General features: G+C 71.8%; 19 protein-coding genes, 1 tRNA gene and 1 other RNA gene. 18 read left to right on the top strand and 3 right to left on the bottom strand.

Annotation, left to right across the window (positions count from 1 at the left end; translation table 11 throughout):
- The first annotated feature begins 41 nt into the window (after nt 1-41).
- On the top strand, nt 42-1751 hold the full coding sequence (locus JI751_RS02000) for a helicase HerA-like domain-containing protein (protein WP_201932772.1): 1710 nt from the start codon (nt 42-44) through the stop codon (nt 1749-1751).
- Between the two features lie 98 nt (nt 1752-1849).
- Here the strand turns inward: JI751_RS02000 and eccCa are convergent, their stop codons facing one another.
- On the bottom strand, nt 1850-5854 hold the full coding sequence (gene eccCa, locus JI751_RS01995; protein WP_307813713.1) for a type VII secretion protein EccCa: 4005 nt from the start codon (nt 5852-5854) through the stop codon (nt 1850-1852).
- 129 nt (nt 5855-5983) lie between these two features.
- On the opposite strand from eccCa, the gene JI751_RS01990 reads away from it, so the two are divergent.
- From JI751_RS01990 to JI751_RS01945, 10 genes are all read left to right on the top strand, one after another.
- Nucleotides 5984-7375, top strand: a complete 1392-nt coding sequence (locus JI751_RS01990) for a ubiquitin family protein (RefSeq protein ID WP_201932771.1) — start codon at nt 5984-5986, stop codon at nt 7373-7375.
- A gap of 226 nt (nt 7376-7601) precedes the next feature.
- Nucleotides 7602-7913 carry a WXG100 family type VII secretion target gene (locus tag JI751_RS01985; protein WP_201932770.1) on the top strand — a complete coding sequence of 104 codons (312 nt, stop codon included), beginning with the start codon at nt 7602-7604 and terminating at the stop codon, nt 7911-7913.
- Nucleotides 7914-7947: 34 nt separating this feature from the next.
- A complete protein-coding gene (locus tag JI751_RS01980) occupies nt 7948-8238 on the top strand; it encodes a WXG100 family type VII secretion target (protein WP_165354368.1) in 291 nt (96 codons plus the stop codon).
- Between the two features lie 142 nt (nt 8239-8380).
- On the top strand, nt 8381-9763 hold the full coding sequence (eccD, locus tag JI751_RS01975; RefSeq protein WP_201932769.1) for a type VII secretion integral membrane protein EccD: 1383 nt from the start codon (nt 8381-8383) through the stop codon (nt 9761-9763).
- An 11-nt stretch (nt 9764-9774) separates the two neighbouring features.
- A complete protein-coding gene (locus tag JI751_RS01970; RefSeq protein WP_201932764.1) occupies nt 9775-11205 on the top strand; it encodes a type VII secretion protein EccB in 1431 nt (476 codons plus the stop codon).
- The gene (locus tag JI751_RS01965) at nt 11205-12536 is read left to right on the top strand and encodes a S8 family serine peptidase (RefSeq protein WP_201932761.1); all 1332 of its coding nucleotides are present in this window, start codon (nt 11205-11207) and stop codon (nt 12534-12536) included. The genes JI751_RS01970 and JI751_RS01965 overlap by 1 nt, the downstream gene beginning before the upstream one ends.
- 72 nt (nt 12537-12608) lie before the next feature.
- A complete protein-coding gene (locus JI751_RS01960; protein WP_201932760.1) occupies nt 12609-13550 on the top strand; it encodes a hypothetical protein in 942 nt (313 codons plus the stop codon).
- A 14-nt stretch (nt 13551-13564) separates the two neighbouring features.
- Nucleotides 13565-14275, top strand: a complete 711-nt coding sequence (locus JI751_RS01955; protein ID WP_201932759.1) for an HAD family hydrolase — start codon at nt 13565-13567, stop codon at nt 14273-14275.
- Nucleotides 14272-15339: a sugar phosphate nucleotidyltransferase gene (locus JI751_RS01950; RefSeq protein WP_201932757.1), complete on the top strand. Its 1068-nt coding sequence runs from the start codon at nt 14272-14274 to the stop codon at nt 15337-15339. Before JI751_RS01955 ends, JI751_RS01950 begins: the two co-directional genes overlap by 4 nt.
- Before the next feature lie 39 nt (nt 15340-15378).
- Complete coding sequence (locus JI751_RS01945; protein WP_201932756.1) at nt 15379-16680, top strand: UDP-N-acetyl glucosamine 2-epimerase; 1302 nt, start codon at nt 15379-15381, stop codon at nt 16678-16680.
- Between the two features lie 66 nt (nt 16681-16746).
- On the opposite strand, the gene JI751_RS01940 is transcribed toward JI751_RS01945, so the two are convergent.
- Nucleotides 16747-16832 (bottom strand) — tRNA-Ser (locus JI751_RS01940).
- Between the two features lie 104 nt (nt 16833-16936).
- Here JI751_RS01940 and ffs point away from each other — a divergent pair.
- From ffs to JI751_RS01905, 7 genes are all read left to right on the top strand, one after another.
- An RNA gene (gene ffs, locus JI751_RS01935) (signal recognition particle sRNA small type) lies at nt 16937-17026 on the top strand.
- Between the two features lie 101 nt (nt 17027-17127).
- Nucleotides 17128-19266, top strand: a complete 2139-nt coding sequence (locus tag JI751_RS01930) for a DNA polymerase III subunit gamma and tau (protein ID WP_201932750.1) — start codon at nt 17128-17130, stop codon at nt 19264-19266.
- Between the two features lie 37 nt (nt 19267-19303).
- A complete protein-coding gene (locus tag JI751_RS01925; protein WP_201932746.1) occupies nt 19304-19684 on the top strand; it encodes a YbaB/EbfC family nucleoid-associated protein in 381 nt (126 codons plus the stop codon).
- Nucleotides 19685-19693: 9 nt separating this feature from the next.
- A complete protein-coding gene (gene recR, locus JI751_RS01920; RefSeq protein ID WP_201932743.1) occupies nt 19694-20290 on the top strand; it encodes a recombination mediator RecR in 597 nt (198 codons plus the stop codon).
- Nucleotides 20287-20880 (top strand): DUF5063 domain-containing protein, encoded by a 594-nt coding sequence (locus JI751_RS01915; protein ID WP_201932742.1) that lies wholly within the window; start codon nt 20287-20289, stop codon nt 20878-20880. The genes recR and JI751_RS01915 overlap by 4 nt, the downstream gene beginning before the upstream one ends.
- 68 nt (nt 20881-20948) lie before the next feature.
- A complete protein-coding gene (locus JI751_RS01910) occupies nt 20949-22229 on the top strand; it encodes an aspartate kinase (RefSeq protein WP_201932740.1) in 1281 nt (426 codons plus the stop codon).
- Nucleotides 22230-22350: 121 nt separating this feature from the next.
- A complete protein-coding gene (locus JI751_RS01905) occupies nt 22351-23391 on the top strand; it encodes an aspartate-semialdehyde dehydrogenase (RefSeq protein ID WP_201932738.1) in 1041 nt (346 codons plus the stop codon).
- Between the two features lie 99 nt (nt 23392-23490).
- On the opposite strand, the gene JI751_RS01900 is transcribed toward JI751_RS01905, so the two are convergent.
- Nucleotides 23491-24363 (bottom strand): hypothetical protein, encoded by an 873-nt coding sequence (locus JI751_RS01900; protein ID WP_201932736.1) that lies wholly within the window; start codon nt 24361-24363, stop codon nt 23491-23493.
- Nucleotides 24364-24375: the final 12 nt, after the last annotated feature.

Raw genomic sequence — 24375 nt, 5'->3', positions numbered from 1 at the left:
GCACCGCGCGCGACTGCGTCGCTCGCGGCTACGCTCCGGACATGAGCGAGACCCCGGGGACGACGCCAGTGCCAGAGCCGACGCCGACGGAGGCCGCGCCCGCGGACGCATCAGCCGTCGAGCCCACTCCCGCCGACGCCGCGGCCGGCGAGGCGGTCACCGAGCCCAGCGCACCGCCGGAGCCTCCGGCTCCGACCGACCCGATCTCCGCGGCCGTCGCGCCGGGCTACCGGTTCGAGGGGCCGGCGCTCGAGCTCGGCGGGCTGATGCTCAACGCCGACGAGCTGAGCGACGTGCACATCAAGATCCCGCTGGGGATGCTCAACCGCCACGGCCTCGTCGCCGGCGCGACCGGCACCGGCAAGACCAAGACCCTCCAGCTGCTGGCCGAGCAGCTCAGCGCCAACGGCGTACCGGTGTTCGCGGCCGACATCAAGGGCGACCTGTCCGGCCTCAGCGTCGCGGGCGAGCCCAGCGACAAGCTCACCGCACGTACGGCCAGCGTCGGCCAGACGTGGACGGCGACCGGCTTCCCGACGGAGTTCTACGCGATCGGCGGCCAGGGCATCGGCGTCCCGGTGCGGGTCACGATGACCGCGTTCGGCCCGACCCTGCTCGCGAAGGTGCTCGGCCTCAACGAGACGCAGGAGTCCTCGCTCGGCCTGGTCTTCTACTACTGCGACAAGTCCGGCCTGCCGCTGCTCGACCTCGCCGACCTGCGCGCGGTGCTGCAGTACCTCACCGGCGACGAGGCCGGGAAGGCCGAGCTCAAGTCCATCGGCGGGCTCTCGCCGCAGACAGCCGGCGTGATCCTGCGCGAGCTGGTGTCCTTCGAGGCCCAGGGGGCCGGCGTCTTCTTCGGCGAGCCCGAGTTCGAGACCAAGGACTTCCTCCGCACGACCGACGACGGCCGCGGGGTGATCAGCCTGCTCGAGCTGCCCAACCTCCAGGACCGTCCGGCGATCTTCTCGACCTTCCTGATGTGGCTGCTCGCCGACCTGTTCCACGACCTGCCGGAGGAGGGCGACCTCGACAAGCCCAAGCTGGTCTTCTTCTTCGACGAGGCGCACCTGCTCTTCAACGACGCCTCCGACGCGTTCCTCGACCAGATCGCCCAGACCGTGCGGCTGATCCGCTCGAAGGGGGTCGGTGTCTTCTTCGTGACCCAGTCGCCGACCGACGTACCGGACGACGTGCTCGCCCAGCTCGGCTCGCGCGTGCAGCACCAGCTCCGCGCGCACACGCCCAACGACGCCAAGGCGCTCAAGGCGACCGTGAACACCTACCCGAACAGTGCGTACGACGACCTCGGCGAGGTCATCACGTCGCTCGGGATCGGCGAGGCCGTGGTCACCGTGATGAACGAGCGCGGCGCCCCGACCCCCGTCGCCTGGACCCGCCTCCGTGCGCCCGAGTCGCTGATGGACGCGGCCGAGACGTCGGCGATGGAGGCGACGGTGAAGGCCTCCCCGCTCGCCTCGAAGTACGCCGAGGGCATCGACCGCGAGTCCGCCCGCGAGCTGCTCGCCAAGAAGCTCGAGGAGGGCGCCCGCAAGGCTGCCGAGGACGCCCGGGTCAAGGAGATGGCCCGCGAGCAGAAGAACGAACGGGTCACGGAGAAGGCGAAGAAGGCCGAGAAGCCGAAGGACTCGATGGTGGAGAGCGTCGTGAAGTCGACGGCGTTCAAGGACTTCATGCGCACCGCCGCCCGCGAGATCGCCCGGGGGATGTTCAACTCCGGTCGCCGCTGACGGCTGGAGTCACCGGATGTCCGGTGACTCCCACGGTTGTCGGCCCAGATCTCGGCCGACAACCGTGGAGCTCGGGTGCCAAGTCCACCCGAAGCGGCTCACATGGTCGGGTCGAGCCAGGCCAGCTGGGCGGTCTGGGTGCCGCCGTCGCGGGTGACGACACGAGCCCGGCCCTCGGGTGCGGGCTGCGGGCGGATGTTGCCGATCAGCACGCCCTCGTCCCGCGGACCCGAGAGCATCACGCCCGGCATCGCGAGGTCGCGCAGCGACTGGATGACCGGCTCGTAGAGCGCGCGGGACGCACCGCCCGTACGGCGTGCCACGACGACGTGCAGGCCGACGTCGCGGGCCTGCGCCATGAGCGGCTGCAGCGACGAGACCGGTGAGGACTGGGCGGTGGCGACGAGGTCGTAGTCGTCGACGACGACGTAGACCTCCGCGCCGGTCCACCACGAGCGGCTCCGCAGCTGGTCGGGCGTCACGTCGGGGCCGGGGATGCGGCCCTCGAGGTAGGTCGCGATGTCCTTCAGCGTCGGCGTCGCCTGGGTGGCGGAGGTGAGGTAGTTGAGGAGGTACTCGTCGGGCACCTCGCCGAGCAGCGAGCGGCGGTAGTCGACGAGGACGATCTGCGCCTCCTTCGCCGTGCGGGTGCGCATGATCTCGTGGACGTAGGCGCGCAGCAGGGCGCTCTTGCCCGACTGCCCGTCGCCGAAGATGAGCATGTGCGGCTCGGCGTCGACGTCGAGGCCGATCGGCGCGAGCTCCTTCTCGTTGATGCCGAGGAGGATCTGGCGCTCGGGGACCATGCGGCGCACGGCGTCCTCGCGGACCGCCTCGAGGGTGACCTTGCCGGGCAGCAGCCGGAGCTTGGGGCCCTCCGGGCCGTGCCAGGCCGCGATCATCTTGTCGATCAGGTCGTCGACGCCGTCGCCGAGCGTCTCGCTGCTGCCGTCGCCGTCGATGCGCGGGAGGGCGCCGAGGAAGTGCAGCTTGGACGGCACGAGACCGCGACCCGGGCGGCCGGCCGGGACCAGCGCGGCGACCTTGCGGTCGACCTCGGAGTCGAGCGGGTCACCGAGGCGCAGCTCGAGCTTGGAGCCGAAGACGTCGCGCATCGCCGCGCGGTAGTCGGCCCAGCGGGTCGACGCCGTGACGATGTGGAGGCCGAACGTCAGACCGCGCGCGGCGAGCTGCTGGATCTCCATCTCGAGGTCGTCGAACTCGGCACGCAGCGTGCTCCACCCGTCGATGACGAGGAAGACGTCGCCCCAGCCGTCGTCGGCACGGCCCTGCGCGCGACGCGAGCGATAGGTCTCGATCGAGTCGATGCCGTTCTCGCGGAAGTAGGCCTCGCGCCGGTCGACGATGCCCTCGACCTCCGCCATGACACGGCGTACGACGTCGGGCTCGGAGCGGGTCGCGACACCGGAGACGTGCGGCAGCCGGGTCATCGGCGCGAACGCGCCACCACCGAAGTCGAGCACGAAGAACTGCGACTCCAGCGGCGTCGTCACCAGCGCCATGCTCGTCACGATGCTGCGCAGCAGCGTGCTCTTGCCGGACCGCGGGCCGCCGACGACGGCGACGTGGCCGGCCGCGCCGGTGAGGTTGAGCGTCATCGTGTCGCGGCGCTGCTCGCGCGGACGGTCCACCGTGCCGAGCGGGATCACGAGGCCGGGGACGTTGCGCCACTGCTGGGAGGTCAGGCCGTGCTCGGGGTGCGGCGCGAGGTCGGGCATCAGGTCGTCGAGCGTGTCGGGCACGTCGAGCGGCGGCAGCCAGACCTGGTGCGCCTCGGGGCCCTTGCCGATCATCCGGGTGACGGCGACGTCGAGCAGCGAGGGCTGCTCGCCCTGCTGCTGCGGCTGCGGCGCGACCACGTCCGCGCTCTCGTCGGGCGTCGGCTCGAGGGCCTGCACCTCCGAGATCGTGAAGGGCAGGATGCCGCGGATGCCGCCGCCCTCGTCGCGGGTGACCCGCGCGCGGCTCGACGGCGGCCCGGAGACGTACGCCGCCTTGAACCGGAGCAGCGTGGACTGATCGGGCTTGAGGTAGCCGAGACCCGGGACGGCGGGGAGCTCGTAGGCGTCCGGGACGCCGAGGACCGCCCGGGACTCGCCGGCGGAGAAGGTGCGGAGGCCGACCCGGTAGGAGAGGTGGGACTCCAGGCCGCGGAGCCGGCCCTCCTCGAGCCGCTGCGAGGCGAGCAGCAGGTGGAGCCCGAGCGAGCGGCCGAGGCGGCCGATGGCGACGAACAGGTCGATGAACTCCGGCTTGGCCGAGAGCATCTCGGAGAACTCGTCGACGACGATGAACAGCGACGGCATCGGCTCGAGCGGCTCGCCGTTGGCGCGGGCCTTCTCGTAGTCGCGGACCGAGGCGTAGTTGCCGGCGTCGCGCAGCAGCTCCTGGCGACGCGTCATCTCGCCGGACAGGGCGTCCTGCATGCGGTCGACGAGGGTGAGCTCGTTGGCGAGGTTGGTGATGACGGCCGAGACGTGCGGCATGTCCGCCATGCCGGCGAAGGTCGCACCACCCTTGAAGTCGACGAGCACGAGGTTGAGCTGCTCCGACGAGTGGGTCATCACGAGGCCGAGCACCAGCGTGCGGAGGAACTCCGACTTGCCGGATCCGGTCGCGCCGATCACCAGGCCGTGGGGGCCCATGCCCTGCTGGGCGGACTCCTTGATGTCGAGGTGGATCAGGCCGCCGGAGTCGCCGATGCCGATGGGCACGCGCAGCCGGTCGCGGACGGGCCGCGGGCGCCAGGCGGTCGCGGGGTCGTAGGCGAAGATGTCGCCGAGGCCGAGCAGGTCCATGTGGTCGGGCGTCGTCGAGGTGATGTCGACCGCGCCGCCGGCCGAGGCGGACTCGGCGCTCGCCGTCTTGAGCGGCGCGATGCGGCGGGCGAAGGCCTCCGCGGTCGCGAGGTCGCACTGGTCGGCGAGGGCCTTGATCGGCTCGCCGCGCAGCCGCAGCGCGCGCACCGGCCGCTTGCCGAGCTCGTCGGGACCGCCCGCGAACTCCAGCCGCAGCCGCGTCGAGTCCTCCAGCTCGTCCCACCGGGCCGGCAGGTCGAGCAGGGTGACGCCGTGCAGGCCGTCGGGCGGCACGATGTGGTTGCCGGGCGGCAGGTGCCCGCCGTCGATGACGAGCAGGATGTGCGGGGTCGCCGCGCGCTCGTCGGCGCCGAAGCGCGGCCGGTCGCTGAGGTCGGGCGGCAGCAGGTTGCCGAGGTCGTCGAGCGAGGTCGAGACCAGTCGCATCGGACCGACCGCGTCGGCCTCGCGGGTGCTCTGGGCGTGCGGGAGCCACTTCACCCAGTCCCAGTGGGTGAGGTTGGCCTCCGAGCTGAGCACCGCGACGATCAGCTGGTCGGGGTTCTGGAAGGCGGTGGCCGAGCAGATCATCGCCCGGGCCGTCGAGCGGGCCTCGTCGGCCTCGCCGCACAGCTCGATGCGGTCGAACGCGCGCAGGTCGATCGACGCCGGCAGGTTGGGCTGGAGCCGGTGCACGACGAGCAGCCGGTGCAGGGCGGAGGCGGCGGCCGGGTCGACCTGGTCGACGGGCGCGCTCTCCGGCGGTACCAGCTCGAGCGAGAGCGGCTGCGCGCACAGGCCGTAGCGCACGTGGAGGAAGTTGTCGTCGGTGCCGCTGTGCTCCCACAGCCGGGTGCGGTCCTCGGCGAGCGACGGCAGCGCCGACGGCTCCGGGTGGTGCCAGTTGAGGGCACGGCGCTGCTGGTCGGCGGCCTCGCGCGCGACCTTGCGGATGTTGCTGAGGTAGCGGAGGTACTCGGTGCGCGACCCGGTGACCTGCTGCGCGCGCTGCTTCCGCTGCCGGTCGATCTGGACGACGATGAAGCCGAGGGTGGCGAAGAGGAACATGCCCGCGGCCAGGAAGCTGCGGCCCCGGTTGGCGCCGCCGCCCATCGTCGCGACGAGCACGATCGAGCCGAGGCTGCCGAGCATCGGGATGGCGTTCATCAGCACGCCGCTGGCGCCCTCGCCCTCCTGGAGCTCCGGCGGCGGTTGCAGGACGATCTGCCCGCCCGGCATCTCCGGCTCGTCGAGCCGTTGTCCGCCTCGCAGTGTCGTGCTCACGCGTCCCCCGTTGCCTCACCCGATGAAGTCGCCCCGATGATAGGTGCTCCCTCCGGCGTCGCGACTGCGACCAAGGGCATGGCCTACTCTCCAGCGGAGAACCTGTTGGATCCACGCGAAGGGGGAATCGTGTCGGACGTCGTGGTGCCCGGCTCCGCCGACGCGACCATCGCCCTCAGCATCCACGGCCCGGCCGGGGTGCTCGACCTGGTCGTCCCGTCCGGCGCGACGGCGGTCGACGTCGCCCGCGAGTACGCCAAGCAGGCGAGCGAGTCGGGGGCCCACGCCGGCTCCGTGCCGGGCGTCCCGCTCCTGCAGACCGCACTGGGCGAGCGGCTCAACGCGGCCGTGTCGCTCGGCGAGGCCGGCGTCCAGCCCGGCGACGTGCTCGTCGCCACGAGCGGCGTGCACCGGCCGAGGAAGACGAACCTGCTCGACGCCGCCAAGAACGCCCCCGAGAGCCCCGCGCTCGCCTCGATGATCGCGACCGTCGCGTCGGCCGCCGCGGCGCTCGCGGCGTGGTACGCCGGCCGCGCGGGCGAGGAGACCTTCCGCACCGTGACGGTCGGGATCCTGCTCGCCTGCGCGCTGGTCGGGGTGCTCCCGGTCGGCCGACACCGCCGCCAGCGAAGCGCAGCGGCTCCGGCGTTCGCCGCGGCCGCCGCCTTCGCGGCCCTCTACGAGCCGGGCGTCCACCTGCTGCCGGCCATCCTGGGCGCCGCCGGGATCGCCGCCGCGGTCGTCGCCGGGATCGGCCGTGCGCTCGCGGCGCACAGCGACGAGACGAGCGTCGTGTGGATCGTCAGCGGGCTGGTGGTCTTCGCGTGCTGCGCCGTCCCGGCGATGCTCGGCTGGGACGCCCGGGTCTCGTGGACCCTCCTCGTCTTCCTGGCGATGATGGCCGCGCGCTTCGCGCCGTCGCTCGCCATCGACGTGCCCGACGAGGCGCTCCTCGACCTCGACCGCCTCGCGGTCACCGCCTGGTCGGCACGCGACACCCAGCGCAAGAGCCGACGCGGTCGCATCGTGGTCAGCTCGGACGCGATGGAGCGGCTCGTCCACCGGGCCTCGCGCATCGTCACCGGTGCGAGCGTGGCGATCCTGGTCGTCACCGTCACGGCGAGCCCGCTCCTGCTGCACAGCGCCACCATCGACCTCGACCGCATCGGCGCCCGCTGCCTCGTCCTCTTCGCGGGCCTGTCCCTGCTGCTCGCCGCCCGGTCCTACCGGCACGCCGCGGCCCGGGCCTTCCTCCGGCTGGCCGGCCTCGGCGCCCTCGCCGCGCTGGCCGAGCACCTCGTGGCCGGCCCCGGCGCCGGGCACCTCGACACCTTCTTCTACGTCGCCGTCGGTCTCGGCGTCGTCGCCCTCGCGGCCGCGGTCGCGACCGGACGCGGCTGGCGATCGGTCTGGTGGTCGCGCCGGGCCGAGGTCGCGGAGTCGCTGTGCGGCAGCTTCGCCTTCGCCGCGGCGGTCGTCGCAGCCGGCGTCTTCCGCAGGTTGTGGGAGATCACGTCCTGATGCGCAGCATGAATCCACCGAGACCTTCTCGGCTACGCGCCGCCGTGCGGGCGCTTTCGACGACGTTCGGTGGATTCATGTTTAGCCCCGATGCGGTCGGGTAGATGCACGTCAGCGCAGGGGGTCGGGACGTCTCCCTGAGCATCAGATCAACACCAAGACGGTGGGTCACCACCACACACCAGACACTCGGACGGTCAGACCGCCGGGGGAGAAGGAAACTTCCATGAGCGACATGTACGGCCAGACAGAGAAGGCCCTCTCCAAGGGCGCCGACCACGTCGACCAGGCCCGCGCTGACGTCAAGCAGAAGTGCGGCGTCCTCTCGGGCCAGATCCAGACCCTGATGTCCGGATGGGGTGGCCAGGGTGCGACCGCGTTCAACAACCTGATGATCTCGTGGGACCAGAAGCAGGAGACCATCCTCAAGGCGCTGGACCAGCTCTCCGCGTCGATGAAGGAGACCGAGCGCGACAACGTCTCGACCGACGAGAACCAGTCCGCCACCCACGCCAACCTCCAGGGCCGCCTCGGCTGACGCCGAGTCCCCACACAGACTTAGGAGATCGATGATGAGCTTCGACGGAATCAAGGTTCAGCACGGCCACCTCGACGCCGGTGCCGCCGACGTCATGAAGGCGGCCAAGGACATCGAGGCCCGCCTCGACCAGCTCGAGAGCGAGCTCAACCCGCTGCGCTCGGACTGGAACGGTAACGCCAAGATGGCCTACGACCAGGCCAAGGCCAAGTGGGACCAGGCCATGCAGGAGATGACCCTCCTGCTGCAGCAGGCCAGCCAGGGCGTGGACTCGTCCAACGCCGAGTACAAGGCGGCCGACGCTCGCGGTGCCAACCGCTTCTGAGCGTCCACTGCTCGACCGAGGCCGGTCGTCCCTGCGGGGATGACCGGCCTCGGGCCATTTGCGGGACGGTCTTCGCCTAGGCTGCTCCCCGTTCGGAATCCCGGCCCCCGGCCGGGACACGCTCATCAGGGGGAAGCGTCATATGAGTCAGGGGTCCTCGGTCGCCTCGGGCCTGGTCCGGGTCACGATCGCCTCGGGTTCACGTCGCGTCGACCTCGTGCTGCCGGGTTCGATCCCGGTCGCCGAGCTGGTGCCCGAGCTGGCCCGCTCGGTCGGCCTCCTCGACGCCTCCACCGTCTACGGCGGCTACCGCCTGGTGACGCAGGAGGGTCGGCTGCTCGCCGACAACGCCGGCCTCACGATGCAGGGCATCGAGGACGGCGGCCTGCTGACCGTCACCGCCGGCGTCGACGACAAGGCGCCCCGTGTGTACGACGACGTGGTCGAGGCGATGGCCGACGTCGTGGAGAACGAGCTGCGGCCATGGGAGCCGGCCGCCGGACGTCGTACGGCACTCGGGGCGGGCAGCGTCCTGCTCGGCCTCGGCGCGCTGGCCCTCCTGCTCCAGGGCGAGAGCCTGCTCGGCGGCGTCGCCGCCGCGGTGATCGCCGCGCTCCTCGTCGTCGGCGGGATCGTCCTCGCCCGCGCGCAGCAGGAGCCCGAGGCGGGCGTCGCGGTGTCCCTGCTCGCAGCCCTGTACGCCGGGGTGGCGGGCCTGCTGCTCGCGCCCGGCGACCTCCCGGCATGGAGCTGGCCGCTCGACGACGCCTTCTTCACCGACCCGCTGCTCTTCGCCGGCCTCGGCGTCCTCGCCGTCGGGCTCGTCGCGGTCGTCGGCCTCCAGGACGGCCGTCCGCTGGTGATCCCCGCCATCGTCGTCGGCGCCGTGCTCGTTGCCAGCTCGGTGCTGATCCGGGTCGCCTCGTGGGAGCCGGGCTCGGTCTTCACCGTGCTGATGACGCTGGTGGTGCTGGCCGGCAGCATCTTCCCCTGGCTCGCGCTGGGCGTCACCGGCACGAGCGTCGACCAGCTCTACTCGCTGCACGACATCACCGCAGACCCCGAGGAGATCGACCCCGACGAGGTGGCCGACGACGCCCGCGTGGGTCACGAGATCCTGCTCGCGGTGTCCGCCACCGTCGGCACGCTCCTCGTCCTCCTGGCCCCCTTCGCCGTCGACCGGGGCGTCTACGGCACGGTCCTCGCGGCGGTGTGCTGCCTCGCCGTCATGTTCCGCACCCGGCAGTACCGCACCGGCGCGGAGGTGCTGGCCGGCCTCACCTCCGGGATCCTCGGGCTGGTGTCCGTGGCGGTCTCGATGCTGCTCATCCACGACGGGTGGCGCGCCGGCGCCGCGATCGGTCTCGCCGCGGTCGGCGCGGTGCTGCTCGCCCTCACGCTCGTGCCCGCCTCCGCCTCCGTACGCCGCGGTCGGATGGGCGACGTCGTCGAGACGATGACGCTCATCGCCCTGCTGCCGCTGATGGTGCTGGCGGCCGGCTTCGTGTCCGCGGTGGCGGGCTGAGGAGCTGACGGGTGGCCACCAAGAAGGACCTCGTCGAGGCCCACGCGTTCAGCCGGCGGCGGCTGGTCACGGCGTTCGTGTCCGGCGCCCCCGGCGGCCGTGAGGTCGAGCCGGTGCGTCCCGGCCGGGTGCTGATCGGCGGCATCGCCCTGTCGGTGCTGCTGCTCGCCGGCGCCGCGATCGCCGGCTTCCTGCTGGGTCGTCCGCCCGCGCAGTGGCTCGCGCAGGGCAGCTTCATCATCTCCAAGGACACCGGCGAGCAGTACGTCGTCATGCAGGGCGAGCCCAGCCCTCTGCTCCAGCGGGTGCCCAACTACGTCTCCGCCCAGCTGCTGCTGGGCGACGCCGAGCTCACCCCGTTCACCGTCCGCGACAAGTACATCCGCACCGTCGCGCTCGGGGAGGACCTCGGGATCGAGGGCGCTCCCGCCGGCCTGCCCAGCGCGAGCGAGCTGGTCGACGACGGCTGGACTGCCTGCACCGGTGACGGCCTCGGCATCAAGCTGGCGGTCCAGGAGACCCCGGCGGTCCAGGACCTCACCGGGTCGGCGTTCCTCGTCGCGAGCGAGGGCAAGCAGTGGCTCATCGCCACCGCGCCGCCCGTCGGCGACCAGGAGGGCCGGGCCTGGCGCTTCGCGATGCCCGACGACGAGATCTCCGCCTCGACGGTCGGCAACCAGCTGCAGTTCGGCGCCACGCCGGTCGAGGTCGACGAGGAGTGGCTCAACCTCTTCCCGACCGCGTCCGGCACGGACCTGGAGAAGGAGTCCTTCGGGATCACCCGTGCCGGCCAGGCAGTGGGCTACGGCGACACCCGCACCGACCTCTCCCAGTTCGTGATCGGCGACCTCCTGATCTCCGCGGCGTCCGGTCGCTACTACCTGCTCGGCGACGACGCGCCGCAGCAGCTCTCGCCCTTCGCCGCGATGGTCTACGGCATCGTCGGCCGGCAGGCCGTCGAGGTCCCCAACGACCTCAACGCGAAGTTCGACGACACCACGGTCCCCGCCGAGTGGCCCACCAGCCTGCCGACGGCGGTGACGTCGGGGGCCATGTGCGCCGAGCTGCACCCCGGCCCGGCGACCGCCGCGCGGGTCAGCCTGGCCACCAACCCGACCGGTGCCGCGGACCCCGCCGGTGACGACCCGATCAGCCCGGGCCGCCACGACGTCGACGTCGAGCCGAGCGCCGGGGCCTACGTCCTCTCCGGCTCCGACGACGCGGCCACCGGCGGTACGCCCTACGTCATCGACACCAAGGGCGAGAAGTACCTCCTGGGGCCCCTCGTGCCGACCTACATCGGCTACGAGGACGTCACGCCGCCGCTGGTCCCGAGCACGTGGATGCAGTTCTTCGACACCGGTGTGCCCCTGACGACCAACAGCGCGCGCCGGGTGCCGGAGGACGCGCCGCCGGCCGACTCGGAAGCAGACGCAGGTTGATGCTCCACCCCACGACGGCCTCCTCCTCCGCTGCGCTCCCCCGGACAACGCCGCGGGGACCCCGGACCCGCCGACCGGGCGGTCGTCTGGTCCTCGCGGCCGGGATCCTCGCCGCCGCGGTCGTCCCGGTGTGGGCGGGCCCGGCGAACGCCGACCACGACGCCCCGTGCGCGGAGTCGGAGGTGCCGGGCTCCGAGCGCCTGGCCGACACGCACGAGAAGGTCAACCCCGCCTTCGACCGGATGCACGTGGAGCGGGCCCAGGAGCTCGCCACCGGCAAGGGCGTGAAGGTCGCCGTGATCGACAGCGGCATCGTGGGCGGCGAGGGCGCGGTGATCCCCTACGGCGGCCTCGCGGTCGCCGGCGTCAACCCCAACACCCGGCTCTCCGGGCACGGCACGATCGTCGCCAACCTGATCGCCGGTCCGCACGGGGTCGCGCGCGACGCGCAGGTCTTCGACGTGAAGGTCTTCGACGTCGAGGGTGCCGACACGACGCAGGGCGAGGTGCCGCTCACCTCCGCGGGGATGGTCGCCGCGATCGAGGACGTGATCGCCGCCAACCGGCGCGAGCGCTTCGACGTCGTCAACATCTCGCTCGCCGTCACCGCCAACGACCCCGCGCTCGAGGCGGCCGTGGCCCGTCTCGTCGCGCAGGACCTCGTCGTCGTGGCGTCGTCCGGCAACCGCGAGGAGGGTGACGCCGCCTCCGAGGACGACTTCAAGGGCACGCCCGGCAACAACGCCGACGTGTTCCCCGCCGACTACCCCGGGGTGGTGGCGGTCAGCGCGACCCCGCCCGACGGCGGCGACCCGAGCCAGTACGTCAAACCCAACACCGACACCGACGTCGCCGCCCCGACCCTGGGTGCGATCTCGGTCAACGCCACCGGTCAGGTGTGCGTCGTCCCGCAGGTCGCCACGTCGTGGGCCGCGGCCGAGGTCAGCGGCATCCTCGCCCTGCTGAGCGAGCGCTTCCCGCGCGAGACGCCCCGCCAGCTGGTCGCCCGGCTGGAGGCCACGACCGAGAGCGGCGGCGTACCGCCGTCCGAGGAGTCAGAGGAGTCCGAGGACGGCACCGTGGCGCGCGACCCGTGGATCGGGGCCGGCGTGGTCCAGGCGCACGACGCGCTGACCCGCCAGCTGAAGCCCGGTCGGCAGGGCAAGGTCGAGACGACCCTGCGCGAGACCCGGGCCGACGCGCAGGCGCCACCGGCGCCGCAGCGGGTCGACCTCTTCAGCACTCCGCGCGCGATCCTGCTGTGGTCGGGTCTCGTCGCCGGGGCGCTGCTCGCGCTCGCCTTCATGCTGCGTCCCTTGGTGCGTCGCTGACCGAACGGGCCACGACGCCGCTCCCGACGTGATGGAATCTGCGTCTGACGGCCGTCAGCGAGAGGAGGAGTGGTGGGCGACCTGGCCAAGTACATCGCGGAAGTCATCGAGTTCGTCGTGGCAGGCGTGCTCGTCCTCTTCTCGCTGCTCCTGCTCGGCTACGTCGTGGTCCGGCCCGACCTCGCCGAGCTGCCCGACGAGCTGCCGTTCCTCTCCTCCCTCGGCGCTCTGCTGCCGGTGGTGGGCGTCGCCTTCATCTACGCGCTCGGCATCCTCGCAGAGGGCATGAGCCGCATCATGTTCGAGCACGGGCTCGGCGAGCTCACCTTCGCCAAGCTCCGGGCCCGCGAGTTCGGGGTCGCCGTACCCGGTGCGGCGGTCAAGGCGGCGCACGACTCGGAGGTCGCGCACTACGAGAACCAGCGCGAGGAGTTCCGGATGTACGTGCTGGCGCACAGCCCGGCGCTCAGCGCCCAGGTCGAGGGCCAGCTCAAGCGGCTGCGCATCGAGCGTGCCGCCGCGTTGAGCGGTGGGATCAGTTCACTCGCCCTGCTCATCGACGTGGCCGTCATCTCGGGCAAGCACGACCTGGCCGTCCACGGTGTGCTGCTGGTCGTCCTGGTGCTCGCGTCCTGCGTCGCCGCTCGTCTGTGGCTGGTCGGGGAGCAGGTTCCGGGAGCGTCGGAGCTGGCCCCCGAACCAGCCGCCAGGGCCCGCGCGCTCCAGCTCTGGCTCACGGAGGTCCGCCGCAACCCGGCCCGGGCCGTGGCGCTGACGGGTGCGGTCCTCTCTGCGGTGCTGCTCGTCAGCATCGTCGCAGCGGCGGGAAGTGAGGCGGTGGCCCTCCGCGCCGCCCTCCTGGTCGGCGCGCTCGTCCTCACCGCCTGCTCCGTGGCGTTGTCGCTGGTCCGGCTCAAGCGCTACCTGGGCTCGATCGTCCGGTGCTACGACGCCCTGCAGAAGAGCTCCCCGTTCGCCGACGGGTCGCGGCCGGCAGGAGTCGCAGCGCCATGACCGATGGGCGATGCGTGATCTTCGATCTCGACGGCATCCTCGTCGACTCCGAGGTCCATTGGCGGGCGGGATTCCGGGAGACCATCGACGCCCTGGCGGTCGGCGCGGGTCTCGAACCGTTGGGGATCCCGGACGACGAGCTGGTCGCCTACGAGGGTGGCCGGGTGCCGGACACCATCCAGTCACTTGTGCGGGCCTACCTGCCGGCCCTCGCGCCCCTGAGCCCCGAGCGGCTCGGCGAGGCGACGGACACCTGTGTGGCCGCGTCATCGCGACGCATCGCCGTCGAGCCGCGTCGGATCGACGACAGCGTGCAGGCAGCCCGCGACCTCCACGACGCCGGCTTCACCCTTGCCGTCGCGTCGTCCTCGGCCGGGGCGTTCATCGATGCTGCGCTCCTGAGCATCGGCCTCGACGACGTCTTCGAGGTGCGTGAGTCGGCGTTCGACGTCGAGCACGCGAAGCCCCACCCCGAGGTCTACCTCAAGGCGATGGCCGCGCTCGCCACCGATGCCTCCCGATGCGTGGCCGTCGAGGACTCGGTCACCGGCGTACGGGCGTCGCTGGCCGCAGGGCTGTCCACGATCTGGCGCACCAGCGCGCCGCGTACCCTCGACGGCGTCGTCCCGTTGTCAGAGCACGACCTCCGAGCCCCCGGAACCCGCCCATGGCTGATCGCAGTGACGCAGGTCAGCTCCGACACGATCGCGAGTGCCTACCCATGACTGACACGTCCGACGAGCCGGTTGCCGTCATCCTGGCCGGGGGCCAGGGCTCGCGCCTGTGGCCGATCAGCCGCGACCGACGCCCCAAGCAGTTCCAGCCCGTCGTCGGCGGGCGGCCCCTGCTGACCGGCACTATCGACCGGCTGAGCGAGATCGTCGACCCGTCGCGCATCCACGTCTCGACCCGCGCCCGGTTCGCCGACGCGGCGCGCGCGACGCTCGGACCGGTGCCGCCGGAGAACCTGATCCTCGAGGAGGACCCGGCCGGCCCGGCGACCGCCTTCGCGCTGAGCATCGCCACGCTCGCGCAGAAGTACGGCAACGCGCCGGCGCTGGTCGCCCCGTCCGACCACCTCATCACCGAGGACGCGGCCTTCAACCAGGCCTCGCGCGACATGCTCACCCAGCTCGGCACGAGCCCGCAGTCGATGATCGTGCTCGGTGCCGAGCCGACCGGCTTCGACGGCACGCTCGGCTACATCCACACCGCCGGCGAGGGCGGGACCGTCGAGGTGATCACGAGCTTCTACGAGAAGCCCGACCCCGCGACGATCGACGAGCTCGGCGACCAGGGCGGGCTCTACTGGAACACCGCCTGCTACGGCGTACGGGTCCAGGAGGCGTGCAACGCCTACCGCGCCGCGATGCCGCTCGTCTTCGACGCCATCGAGAAGTTCGCCGCCGACCGGCCCGACGTCAACGGCTACACCGGCCCGGCGATCGGCGGCCACGAGCTCTACCCCCTGATCGCCGCCGGGATGGAGTGCCTCGTGGTCCCGCGCCACCTCGGCTGGAACGACATCGGCACCTGGAAGCGGCTGCAGAACGTGCTCGTCGAGCAGGAGCTCTACTCCATCGGCCCCGCGCTGCAGCTCGAGAGCGACGACGTGCTCGTCGCCAGCATGGACGGACGGCCGGTCGTGGTGCTCGGCGCCACCGGCCTGGTGGTCGTGACGCACGACGACGGGGTCTACGTCATGGACAAGCAGCGCGCGATGGGCGCCGGTCCCCTCGAGCACCTCCGCGCACTGGTCGCGGAGAGCCACCGACCCGACCTCCTCTGACCCACGCCCTCCCGCTCTCCCCGAATCGCGAAGGAACCCATGTCCCACGAGAACAGCCAGCACATCGTCGTCGTCGGCACCAAGCCCGACATCATCAAGCAGGCGCCGATCTACCACGAGCTGAAGAACCGGGGCCACGATGTGGTGCTGTGCCACACCGGCCAGCACTACGACCACAACCTGTCGCAGTCGATGCTCGACGAGTTCGGCGTGCGCGAGGACGTGAACCTCGAGGTGCGCGGCGGTGTCAACGACCTCGTCTCGGGCATCACCGCCAAGCTCGCGCTCTACCTGCGCGGCTTCGCCGAGCGCGGCGGGTTCCCCATCACGTACGTCCACGGCGACACCACGACCGCGATGGCCGGCGCGCTCGCGACCTTCGGGGAGCGCCAGGCGCTCGTCCACGTCGAGGCGGGCCTGCGCACCCTCTCGCCGAAGCCGGAGGTGCTCCGGGGCTGGCTCGACCAGGGCGCCGACCTGGACTGGGCAGCGTTCCGCGAGCAGTCGACCGACCGCACCAGCTGGTCCAAGGGCAGCCGCGAGCCGTCGCCCGAGCAGTTTAACACCCGCGTCGCCGACGCCGGCACCGACCTGCACGCCGCGCCCGTCGAGCTCAACCGCGAGTTCCTCGTCGACGAGGGCTTCGCACCCGCGGCCATCGACGTCGTCGGCAACTCGGTGGTCGACGCCCTCGCGCAGGCGATCGCCGGCAGCGACAAGAACCAGGTGCTCCAGAAGTTCCCGCAGATGGGCGACGGCTCGTTCCTACGCTTCTGCGTGCACCGCCGCGAGAACACCACCAACCGCGACCGCTTCAACCTGCTGATGGACGCGATGGAGGCGCTCCTCGAGCAGGGCCACCACATCCTCTTCATCCGCCTCCTCGGCACCGAGGCCGCCATCGACAACTTCGGCCGCCGTCAGTGGCTCGAGGACCTCGAGGCCAGGTACGGCGACGCGCTGATCTCGACGCCGGTGTGGGACAGCTACCTCGACGTCGTCGCGGCGATGTCGATGTGCGCGGTGATCGTGACCGACTCCGGCAGCATCGTGGAGGAGGCCAACGTGCTCGAGGTGCCGTGCGTGACGCTCCGCTTCGGCTCCGACCGCTCCGAGACCTTCCTCGCGGGCAGCAACTTCCTCGCACCGCCCATCGACAAGGCGCTGATGACCAGCGTCATCCACAACGTCTTCGAGCACCGCAAGGAGCTCTCCTGGGAACGCGTCTACCCCGAGGGCGCCTCGCGGATGCTGGTCGACGCCGTCGAGAAGCGGCTCGACGAGGGGAGCCTGCTGATCTCCGAGGAGTGGCGCTACGGGCTCAAGGCCCAGCTGCGCTGACCGGCGTACGCGCTGGCTCATCACGAAGGCCCCGCGCCCATCAGGGCGGCGGGGCCAACGTGTCGGCGGAGGTAGGGGGATTCGAACCCCCGAGGGCTATTAACCCAACCCGCTTTCCAAGCGAGCGCCATAGGCCACTAGGCGATACCTCCGCCGAGGAGCGTACCGGTCGTCCGGAGCGCGGTGAAATCGCCCGGGGTGCGGTTGGCCGCCCCTGGGTTTGGGCGCCGGATCGGCGCTCGCCTAGACTCCCCGCAACCCCCCACGCGGCGTCACCTCGCCCAATCCCCCAGGGCCGGAAGGCAGCAAGGGCAAGTGAGCTCTGACGGGTGCGTGGGGGGCCTTTGCATGTCCTGCTCACGTCGGGCTCACGTCGGGCTCTCGTCCGGTTCACCTCCGGGCCGTGCGCGGTGTCCTCTGTGGGTGGGCCCGGTTAGGGTTCACGACGTGGAGTCACCGCTCGCGCTCTATCGCCGCTACCGGCCCGAGACCTTCCAGGAGGTCATCGGGCAGGACCACGTGACCGAGCCGCTGCGCGCCGCCCTCGCGGCCAACCGGGTCAACCACGCCTACCTCTTCTCCGGCCCGCGCGGCTGCGGCAAGACCACGTCGGCGCGGATCCTGGCCCGCTCGCTCAACTGCGCGCAGGCGCCGATCTCCGACCCGTGCGGCGAGTGCGACAGCTGTCGCGACCTGGCGCGCGGCGGACCGGGGTCGATCGACGTCATCGAGATCGACGCCGCGTCCCACGGTGGCGTCGACGACGCGCGCGACCTGCGGGAGAAGGCGTTCTTCGCGCCGGTCCGCGACCGCTACAAGGTCTACATCATCGACGAGGCCCACATGGTCACCACGCAGGGCTTCAACGCCCTGCTCAAGCTGGTCGAGGAGCCCCCGCCGCACCTGCGGTTCATCTTCGCCACGACCGAGCCCGACAAGGTGCTGCCGACGATCCGCTCGCGCACCCACCACTACCCCTTCCGGCTGATCCCGCCGCGGCTGCTCAGCGACTACCTCTCCCAGCTCGCGGGCGAGGAGGGCGTGGCGATCGAGCCGGCCGCGCTGCCCCTGGTGGTCCGCGCCGGCGCGGGGTCGGCGCGCGACACGCTGTCCGTCCTCGACCAGCTGCTCGGCGGCGCCGGTGAGGCCGGGGTGACCCACAAGCTCGCCACCGACCTGCTCGGCTTCACACCCGACTCGCTGCTCGACGAGGTCGTCGAGGCGTTCGCGTCCCGCGACGGGGCCGGGGTGTTCTCCGTGGTCGACAAGGTCGTCGAGACCGGCCAGGACCCGCGCCGGTTCACCGAGGACCTGCTCCGTCGCCTGCGCGACCTCGTGATCGTCACCGCCGTGCCCGACGCGCCGGCGACCGGCCTCATCGACGTCCCGCAGGACGCGGGGGAGCGGCTCGTCGCCCAGGCCGCCCGGTTCGGTGCGATCGAGCTCAGCCGTGCCGCCGACATCGTCGCCGCGGGACTCACCGAGATGCGCGGCGCCACCGCGCCCCGGCTGCTGCTCGAGCTGCTGTGCGCCCGCGTCCTCCTGCCGGGCGCCGACCACACCTCCGACGGCGTGATGGCCCGGCTCGAGCGGCTCGAGCGTCGCCTCGACGTCACCGGCACGCCGGCCCCCGCAACACCGGTCGCGGCCGCGCGCGCCGCCGCTGCGCCCGCGCCCGCCTCGCCGCCGGCCTCGCCGGTGGAGGCCCCGGCCGCTGCTCCCGCCCCCGCCGCTCAGGCCGCGCCCGCACCGGTCCGCGACGAGCCCGCGCCGCCGCCCCCGGTGCCGACCTCCTTCCCCGCGCAGGACGGCCCGCCGCCGCCCCCGCCGATGCCGACGTCGGCCCCCGAGCCCGTCGTCGTCGCCGAGCCCGCTGCCGCCGCCCCGCCCGCGCCCGCCTCCGACGAGCCGGTCGCCGAGCAGCCGGGCGGACCGCAGGGCGGCCTCAGCCTCGTCGACGTACGCCGGCTGTGGCCCGACATCCTCGAGCAGACCAAGAACCGTCGCCGGCTCGCATGGATGGTGCTCTCGCAGCACGCCCACGTGGTCGACGTGGACGCCACCCGCCTCACGATCGGCTTCGCCAACGCGGGCGCGCGCGACTCCTTCGTCAACGGCGGGTGCGACGAGATCCTCCGCCAGGCGTCGATCGACGTCGTCGGGATGGACTGGAAGGTCGAGTCGATCGTCGACCCGAGCGGCGCGTCGGCCCAGGCGCCCGTCGTGCACCAGGCGGCCACCAGCACTCCCGCGGCCACGGACGCCGCTCCGGCCCCGTCGGCGCCGGACGCGCCGCCCGACTGGGTGACGGGTGGTCCCGCGCCGGCGGTCGAGGCCCCCAACGGCGAGCCCGTCCAGCCCCCGGCACCGGATCCCCAGCCGCAGGTCACCGCCGATGCCGCTCGCGAGGCGCTCGAGGCGGCCCGCGCCGGCGGCCCGGTCGCGCCGACCGAGCCCGTCCGCTCGGCCGACGACGACGTCGACCGCGACGACGACCGCGACGCCGAGTCGGCGGCGCTCGACACCGAGTCCCTCCTCAGCCAGACGCTCGGCGCCCGGCTGATCGAGGAGATCCGCAACGACTGATGAGCCGATCCCCCGTCCTTCCTCACCTGGAGACCCGATGACCCAGAACCCGTTCGACGCCCTCGGTGGCGGCTTCGACATGAATGCCCTCCTCCAGCAGGCCCAGCAGATGCAGCAGCAGCTCGAGGAGGCGCAGGCCGCGCTCGCCCGCCAGACCGTCGACGGCACCGTCGCCGGCGGTGCCGTCACCGTCACCGCCAACGGCGTGGGCGAGCTGGTCGGCGTCACCATCCGTGCGGGCGAGTTCGACGGCACCGACCCCGACGACCTCTCCGACCTCTCCGACCTGATCGTCGCCGCCTACCGCGACGCCCGGGCGAAGTCCGAGGCCCTGGCGGGCGACTCGCTCGGCCCGCTGTCCGAGGGCCTCGGCGGGTCCGGCGGCGGCATGGGCTTCACCCCGCCCTCGCTGGGCTGAGGACCTCCCTTGTACGAAGGCGTCGTCCAGGACCTCATCGACGAGCTGGGCAGGCTGCCCGGCGTCGGTCCCAAGAGCGCGCAACGCATCGCGTTCCACCTGCTGCAGGCCGAGCCCACCGACGTACGCCGGCTCGCCGACGTGCTGATCGAGGTCAAGGCCAAGGTGAAGTTCTGCTCGGTCTGCTTCAACGTCAGCGAGGACGAGCAGTGCCGGATCTGCCGCGACGAGCGGCGCGACCCGAGCGTGCTGTGCGTCGTCGAGGAGTACAAGGACGTCGTTGCCATCGAGCGCACCCGTGAGTTCCGCGGCCGCTACCACGTGCTCGGCGGTGCGATCTCGCCGATCGACGGCATCGGCCCCGACCAGCTCCACGTCAAGGAGCTCATGCCCCGCCTGGCCAACGGCACGGTCACCGAGGTCATCCTCGCCACCGACCCCAACCTCGAGGGCGAGGCGACCGCGACCTACCTCACACGCCTGCTGCTGCCGATGGGCTTGCGCGTGACCCGCTTGGCGAGTGGACTGCCGGTGGGCGGAGACTTGGAGTACGCCGACGAGGTCACGCTCGGGCGAGCGTTCGCCGGAAGGAGATCAGCCGAATGACCGACCAGACCGATCAGACCGAGAAGATCCGCTTCGAGGAGCAGATCGCCGACTCGGTGACGAGCTTCCTGCTCGCGCTGCGCGAGATCGCGCGCGAGGGCAACGGTGCGCAGGCCATCTCCCTGCTGCTGCTAGAGATCAGCCAGGTGCTGCTCGCCGGCGCGCGCCTGGGCGCCCAGACCGACTTCACCCCGCGCGAGGAGTTCCAGCCCGACGTCGGCCCCGAGGCCGACATCGACGAGCTGCGACTGCGCCTCGCCGAGATGCTCGAGGGTGTCGACGACTACACCTTCGTCTTCGACCCCTACGTGCCCGAGGTCGTCGAGAGCCGGCTCTCCGACGACCTCGCCTCGATCGCCATCGACCTGGAGAACGGGCTGCGCCACTTCCGCGCCGGCAACGTCGACGAGGCGCTCTGGTGGTGGCAGTTCTCCTACGTCAACAACTGGGGCAACCTCGCAGGGGCGGCGCTCAACGCGCTGATCACCGTCGTCGCCCACGACCGCTTCGACACCGACTTCGAGGCCGACGCCGAGCAGGTCGAGGTCGCCGATGAGATGCTGGAGAGCGCGCCCGCCGCCCAGCCGTAGAATTGGCTGCGTCCGCCGCCGACGGCGTCGACGGACACCGTCGCAACCGATCTTCCGAGGGACCAATCGTGGGCATTGTCGTGCAGAAGTACGGCGGCTCCTCGCTCGCCGACGCCGACGCCATCAAGCGCGTCGCGCGGCGCATCGTGGACGTCAAGAAGTCCGGCCACGACGTCGTGGTCGCCGTGTCGGCGATGGGTGACACGACCGACGACCTGCTCGACCTGGCCGCCGCCGTGACCCCGCTGCCCCCTGCGCGCGAGCTCGACATGCTGCAGTCCGCCGGCGAGCGGATCTCGATGGCGCTGGTCGCCATGGCGATCAGCGACCTCGGCTTCACCGCCCGCTCGTTCACCGGATCGCAGGCCGGTGTCATCACGGATGCGCAGCACGGCAAGGCCAAGATCATCGACGTCACGCCCGGGCGGGTCACCGAGGCGATCGCCGCGGGCCACATCGTGATCGTGGCGGGGTTCCAGGGCGTCAGCCAGGACACCAAGGAGATCACCACCCTCGGCCGTGGCGGTTCCGACACCACCGCCGTCGCCCTGGCGGCTGCGCTCGAGGCCGACGTCTGCGAGATCTACACCGACGTCGACGGTGTCTTCACCGCCGACCCGCGGATCGTGCCGAACGCCCGCAAGCTCGACAAGGTCTCCTACGAGGAGATGCTCGAGCTGGCCGCGTGCGGCGCGAAGATCCTGCACCTGCGCTGTGTGGAGTACGGCCGTCGCTACGGCATCCCGATCCACGTCCGTTCGTCGTTCAGCCAGCTCGAGGGCACCTGGGTCAGCAACGACCCGAAGCCCGGTCAGGAAGAGACCACCATGGAACAGCCCATCATCGCCGGGGTCGCCCACGACCGGAGCGAGGCCAAGATCACCGTGGTCGGCGTGCCCGACAAGGTCGGCGAGGCCGCGCGCATCTTCGAGGCGCTGGCCGACGCCCAGATCAACCTCGACATGATCGTGCAGAACATCTCCGCCGCCGCGACGAGCCTCACCGACATCTCGTTCACGCTGCCGCGCACCGACGGGCAGGTCGCGATGACCGCGCTGGCCCGGATCCAGGCCGAGGTCGGCTACGACAAGCTGCTCTACGACGACAAGATCGGCAAGGTCTCGCTCATCGGCGCCGGCATGCGCTCGCACCCCGGCATCACCTCCAAGTTCTTCGGCGCCCTGGCCTCGGCCGGCGTCAACATCGGGATGATCTCGACCTCGGAGATCCGGATCTCGGTGATCGTCGACGAGCACTCCGTCGACGACGCCGTCCGTGCCACGCACACGGCGTTCGACCTGGACGCCGACGAGGTCGAGGCCGTGGTCTACGGAGGCACCGGACGATGACGAAGGTCAACATCGGCATCGTCGGTGCCACCGGACAGCACACCCCACGCGGTTCTGTGCTCCTCCGCTTCGCTCCCCCGCACACAACCGCGCGGGGACCCCGTGCCGAGATGGAGTCCGCATGGTCTCGTTAGGGATAGTCGGTGCCACCGGACAGGTCGGCGTCGCGATGCGCCAGATCCTGCTCGAGCGCAACTTTCCCGCCGACCAGGTCCGCTTCTTCGCCTCCGCGCGCTCGGCCGGCAAGGTGCTGCCCTTCGGTGACCGCGACATCACCGTCGAGGACGCCGAGACGGCCGACCCGACCGGGCTCGACATCGCGCTGTTCTCCGCAGGTGCCACGACGTCCCGCGCCCTCGTGCCGAGGTTCGTCGAGGCCGGCGTGATCGTCGTCGACAACTCCTCGGCGTTCCGCAAGGACCCCGACATCCCGCTCGTCGTCTCCGAGGTCAACCCCGAGGCGATGTCCGGTGTGGTCGAGGCCGGCCGCGGCATCATCGCCAACCCCAACTGCACGACCATGGCCTTCATGCCGGTGCTCAAGCCGCTGCACGAGGAGGCCGGCCTCGCCCGGCTGGTGGTCTCCTCCTACCAGGCCGTCTCCGGCTCGGGCGTCGCCGGCGTCGAGGAGCTCTACGACGGCGTGGCCGCCGCAGGCGACAAGGCCCGTGAGCTGGCCTACGACGGCTCGGCGATCGCCTTCCCCGACCCGGTCAAGTACGTCGAGCCGATCGCCTACAACGTCCTGCCGATGGCCGGATCGATCGTCGACGACGGCCTCAACGAGACCGACGAGGAGCAGAAGCTCCGCAACGAGTCCCGCAAGATCCTCGGCATCCCGGAGCTCCCCGTGTCGGGCATCTGCGTCCGCGTCCCGGTCTTCACCGGCCACTCGCTGGCGATCAACGCCGAGTTCGAGCGTCCGATGTCGCCCGAGCGTGCCCGTGAGCTCCTCGCCTCGGCGCCCGGCGTCGAGCTCGACGACATACCGACCCCGCTCAAGGCTGCCGGGCGCGACCCGTCCTACGTCGGTCGCCTCCGCGCCGACGAGGGCGTGCCGGACGGCCGCGGGCTCGCGCTCTTCGTCAGCAGCGACAACCTGCGCAAGGGTGCCGCGCTCAACACCGTCCAGATCGCCGAGCTGATCGCCGCCGCCCGCTGATCGCTGCGTCGTCCAGTGATCCCCGGTCAGCCGGGGATCACTGGACATGTCGGCCCGTGCACGGCCTGACAGGTTCAGGGAGGGCCTGACAGGTCCTGCTCAGCGGACGTCGCGGGACTCCGCGACCTCCTGGGGTGCGTCGTCGCCGACGACGGCGTGGGTGACCCACCACGACGTGCAGTAGCCGATGACGGCGGTGACGGGTACGGCGACCAGTGCCCACGGCTCGTCCAGCGAGCCGAGCAGGAAGACCATCACCAGCACCGCGATGATGCCGACGGCCAGGAGGCTGGTGGAACCGTGCTCCGGCTCGCCGAAGAGGTCGAGCAGCCACGCGCCGGACACCGCGAGGAGTGCGAGCACGACGAGCAGGATCAGGAGGCCGGGGCCGCCTCCGCACGACGACGTACCGCGGACGGCCTCGCACGCGCGCGTCGCGAGCCACCAGAACAGCACCGCCAGGGCGCCGACCACCACACCGGTCGCCGCTGCGGCGGGCAGGCCGGAGAGCGGCAGCTCGCGGGGTTCGCGAGGCTGTGCGTCCTCCTCGATCTCCTGGTCGACCACTGGCACGACCACGGTCGGAGGCTCGTACGCCGCCGGTGCAGGCTCGGGCTCGGGCGCCGGAACCGGTGCGGGCCCAGGCGTCGACTCGGGGAGGGGCTGCGGCTCGGGCTCGGTCGTAGGAACCGGTGCGGGCTCGGGCTCGGGCTGGGGCTCCGGCTCCGGCTCCAGTTCGGGCTCCGGCTCGGGCTCGGGTTCGGGTTCGGGTTCCGGCTCGGGTTCCGGCTCGGGCTTCAGTTCGGGTTCGGGTTCGGGTTCGGGCTCGGGCTCGGACTCCGGAGCAACGTCCTCGCTCGCGACCTCCTCGGGCGGTGCCGTCTTCTTCCTCCGCCGGAGCGAGAAGGAGGGCATCTCCAGCGAGGGTCCCTCGTCCGTGCCGTCGTCGGCGGGCTTGCCCGTGTCTGCCATGGGGGCAGTGTG

It is taken from the genome of Nocardioides baculatus (assembly GCF_016735675.1).
GTDB lineage: Bacteria > Actinomycetota > Actinomycetes > Propionibacteriales > Nocardioidaceae > Nocardioides > Nocardioides baculatus.
Note: the sequence above shows the minus strand (reverse complement) of the source record. Positions and strands in the feature narration are given on the sequence as shown.

Excerpts from the sequence above, each read along its gene's own strand:
- JI751_RS02000 (WP_201932772.1), top strand. The coding sequence starts at position 42 with ATGAGCGAGACCCCGGGGACGACGCCAGTGCCAGAGCCGACGCCGACG.
- JI751_RS01985 (WP_201932770.1), top strand. The coding sequence starts at position 7,602 with ATGAGCGACATGTACGGCCAGACAGAGAAGGCCCTCTCCAAGGGCGCC.
- JI751_RS01980 (WP_165354368.1), top strand. The coding sequence starts at position 7,948 with ATGAGCTTCGACGGAATCAAGGTTCAGCACGGCCACCTCGACGCCGGT.
- eccD (WP_201932769.1), top strand. The coding sequence starts at position 8,381 with ATGAGTCAGGGGTCCTCGGTCGCCTCGGGCCTGGTCCGGGTCACGATC.
- JI751_RS01965 (WP_201932761.1), top strand. The coding sequence starts at position 11,205 with ATGCTCCACCCCACGACGGCCTCCTCCTCCGCTGCGCTCCCCCGGACA.
- JI751_RS01950 (WP_201932757.1), top strand. The coding sequence starts at position 14,272 with ATGACTGACACGTCCGACGAGCCGGTTGCCGTCATCCTGGCCGGGGGC.
- JI751_RS01945 (WP_201932756.1), top strand. The coding sequence starts at position 15,379 with ATGTCCCACGAGAACAGCCAGCACATCGTCGTCGTCGGCACCAAGCCC.
- JI751_RS01925 (WP_201932746.1), top strand. The coding sequence starts at position 19,304 with ATGACCCAGAACCCGTTCGACGCCCTCGGTGGCGGCTTCGACATGAAT.
- JI751_RS01915 (WP_201932742.1), top strand. The coding sequence starts at position 20,287 with ATGACCGACCAGACCGATCAGACCGAGAAGATCCGCTTCGAGGAGCAG.
- JI751_RS01905 (WP_201932738.1), top strand. The coding sequence starts at position 22,351 with ATGGTCTCGTTAGGGATAGTCGGTGCCACCGGACAGGTCGGCGTCGCG.
- JI751_RS01900 (WP_201932736.1), bottom strand. The coding sequence starts at position 24,363 with ATGGCAGACACGGGCAAGCCCGCCGACGACGGCACGGACGAGGGACCC.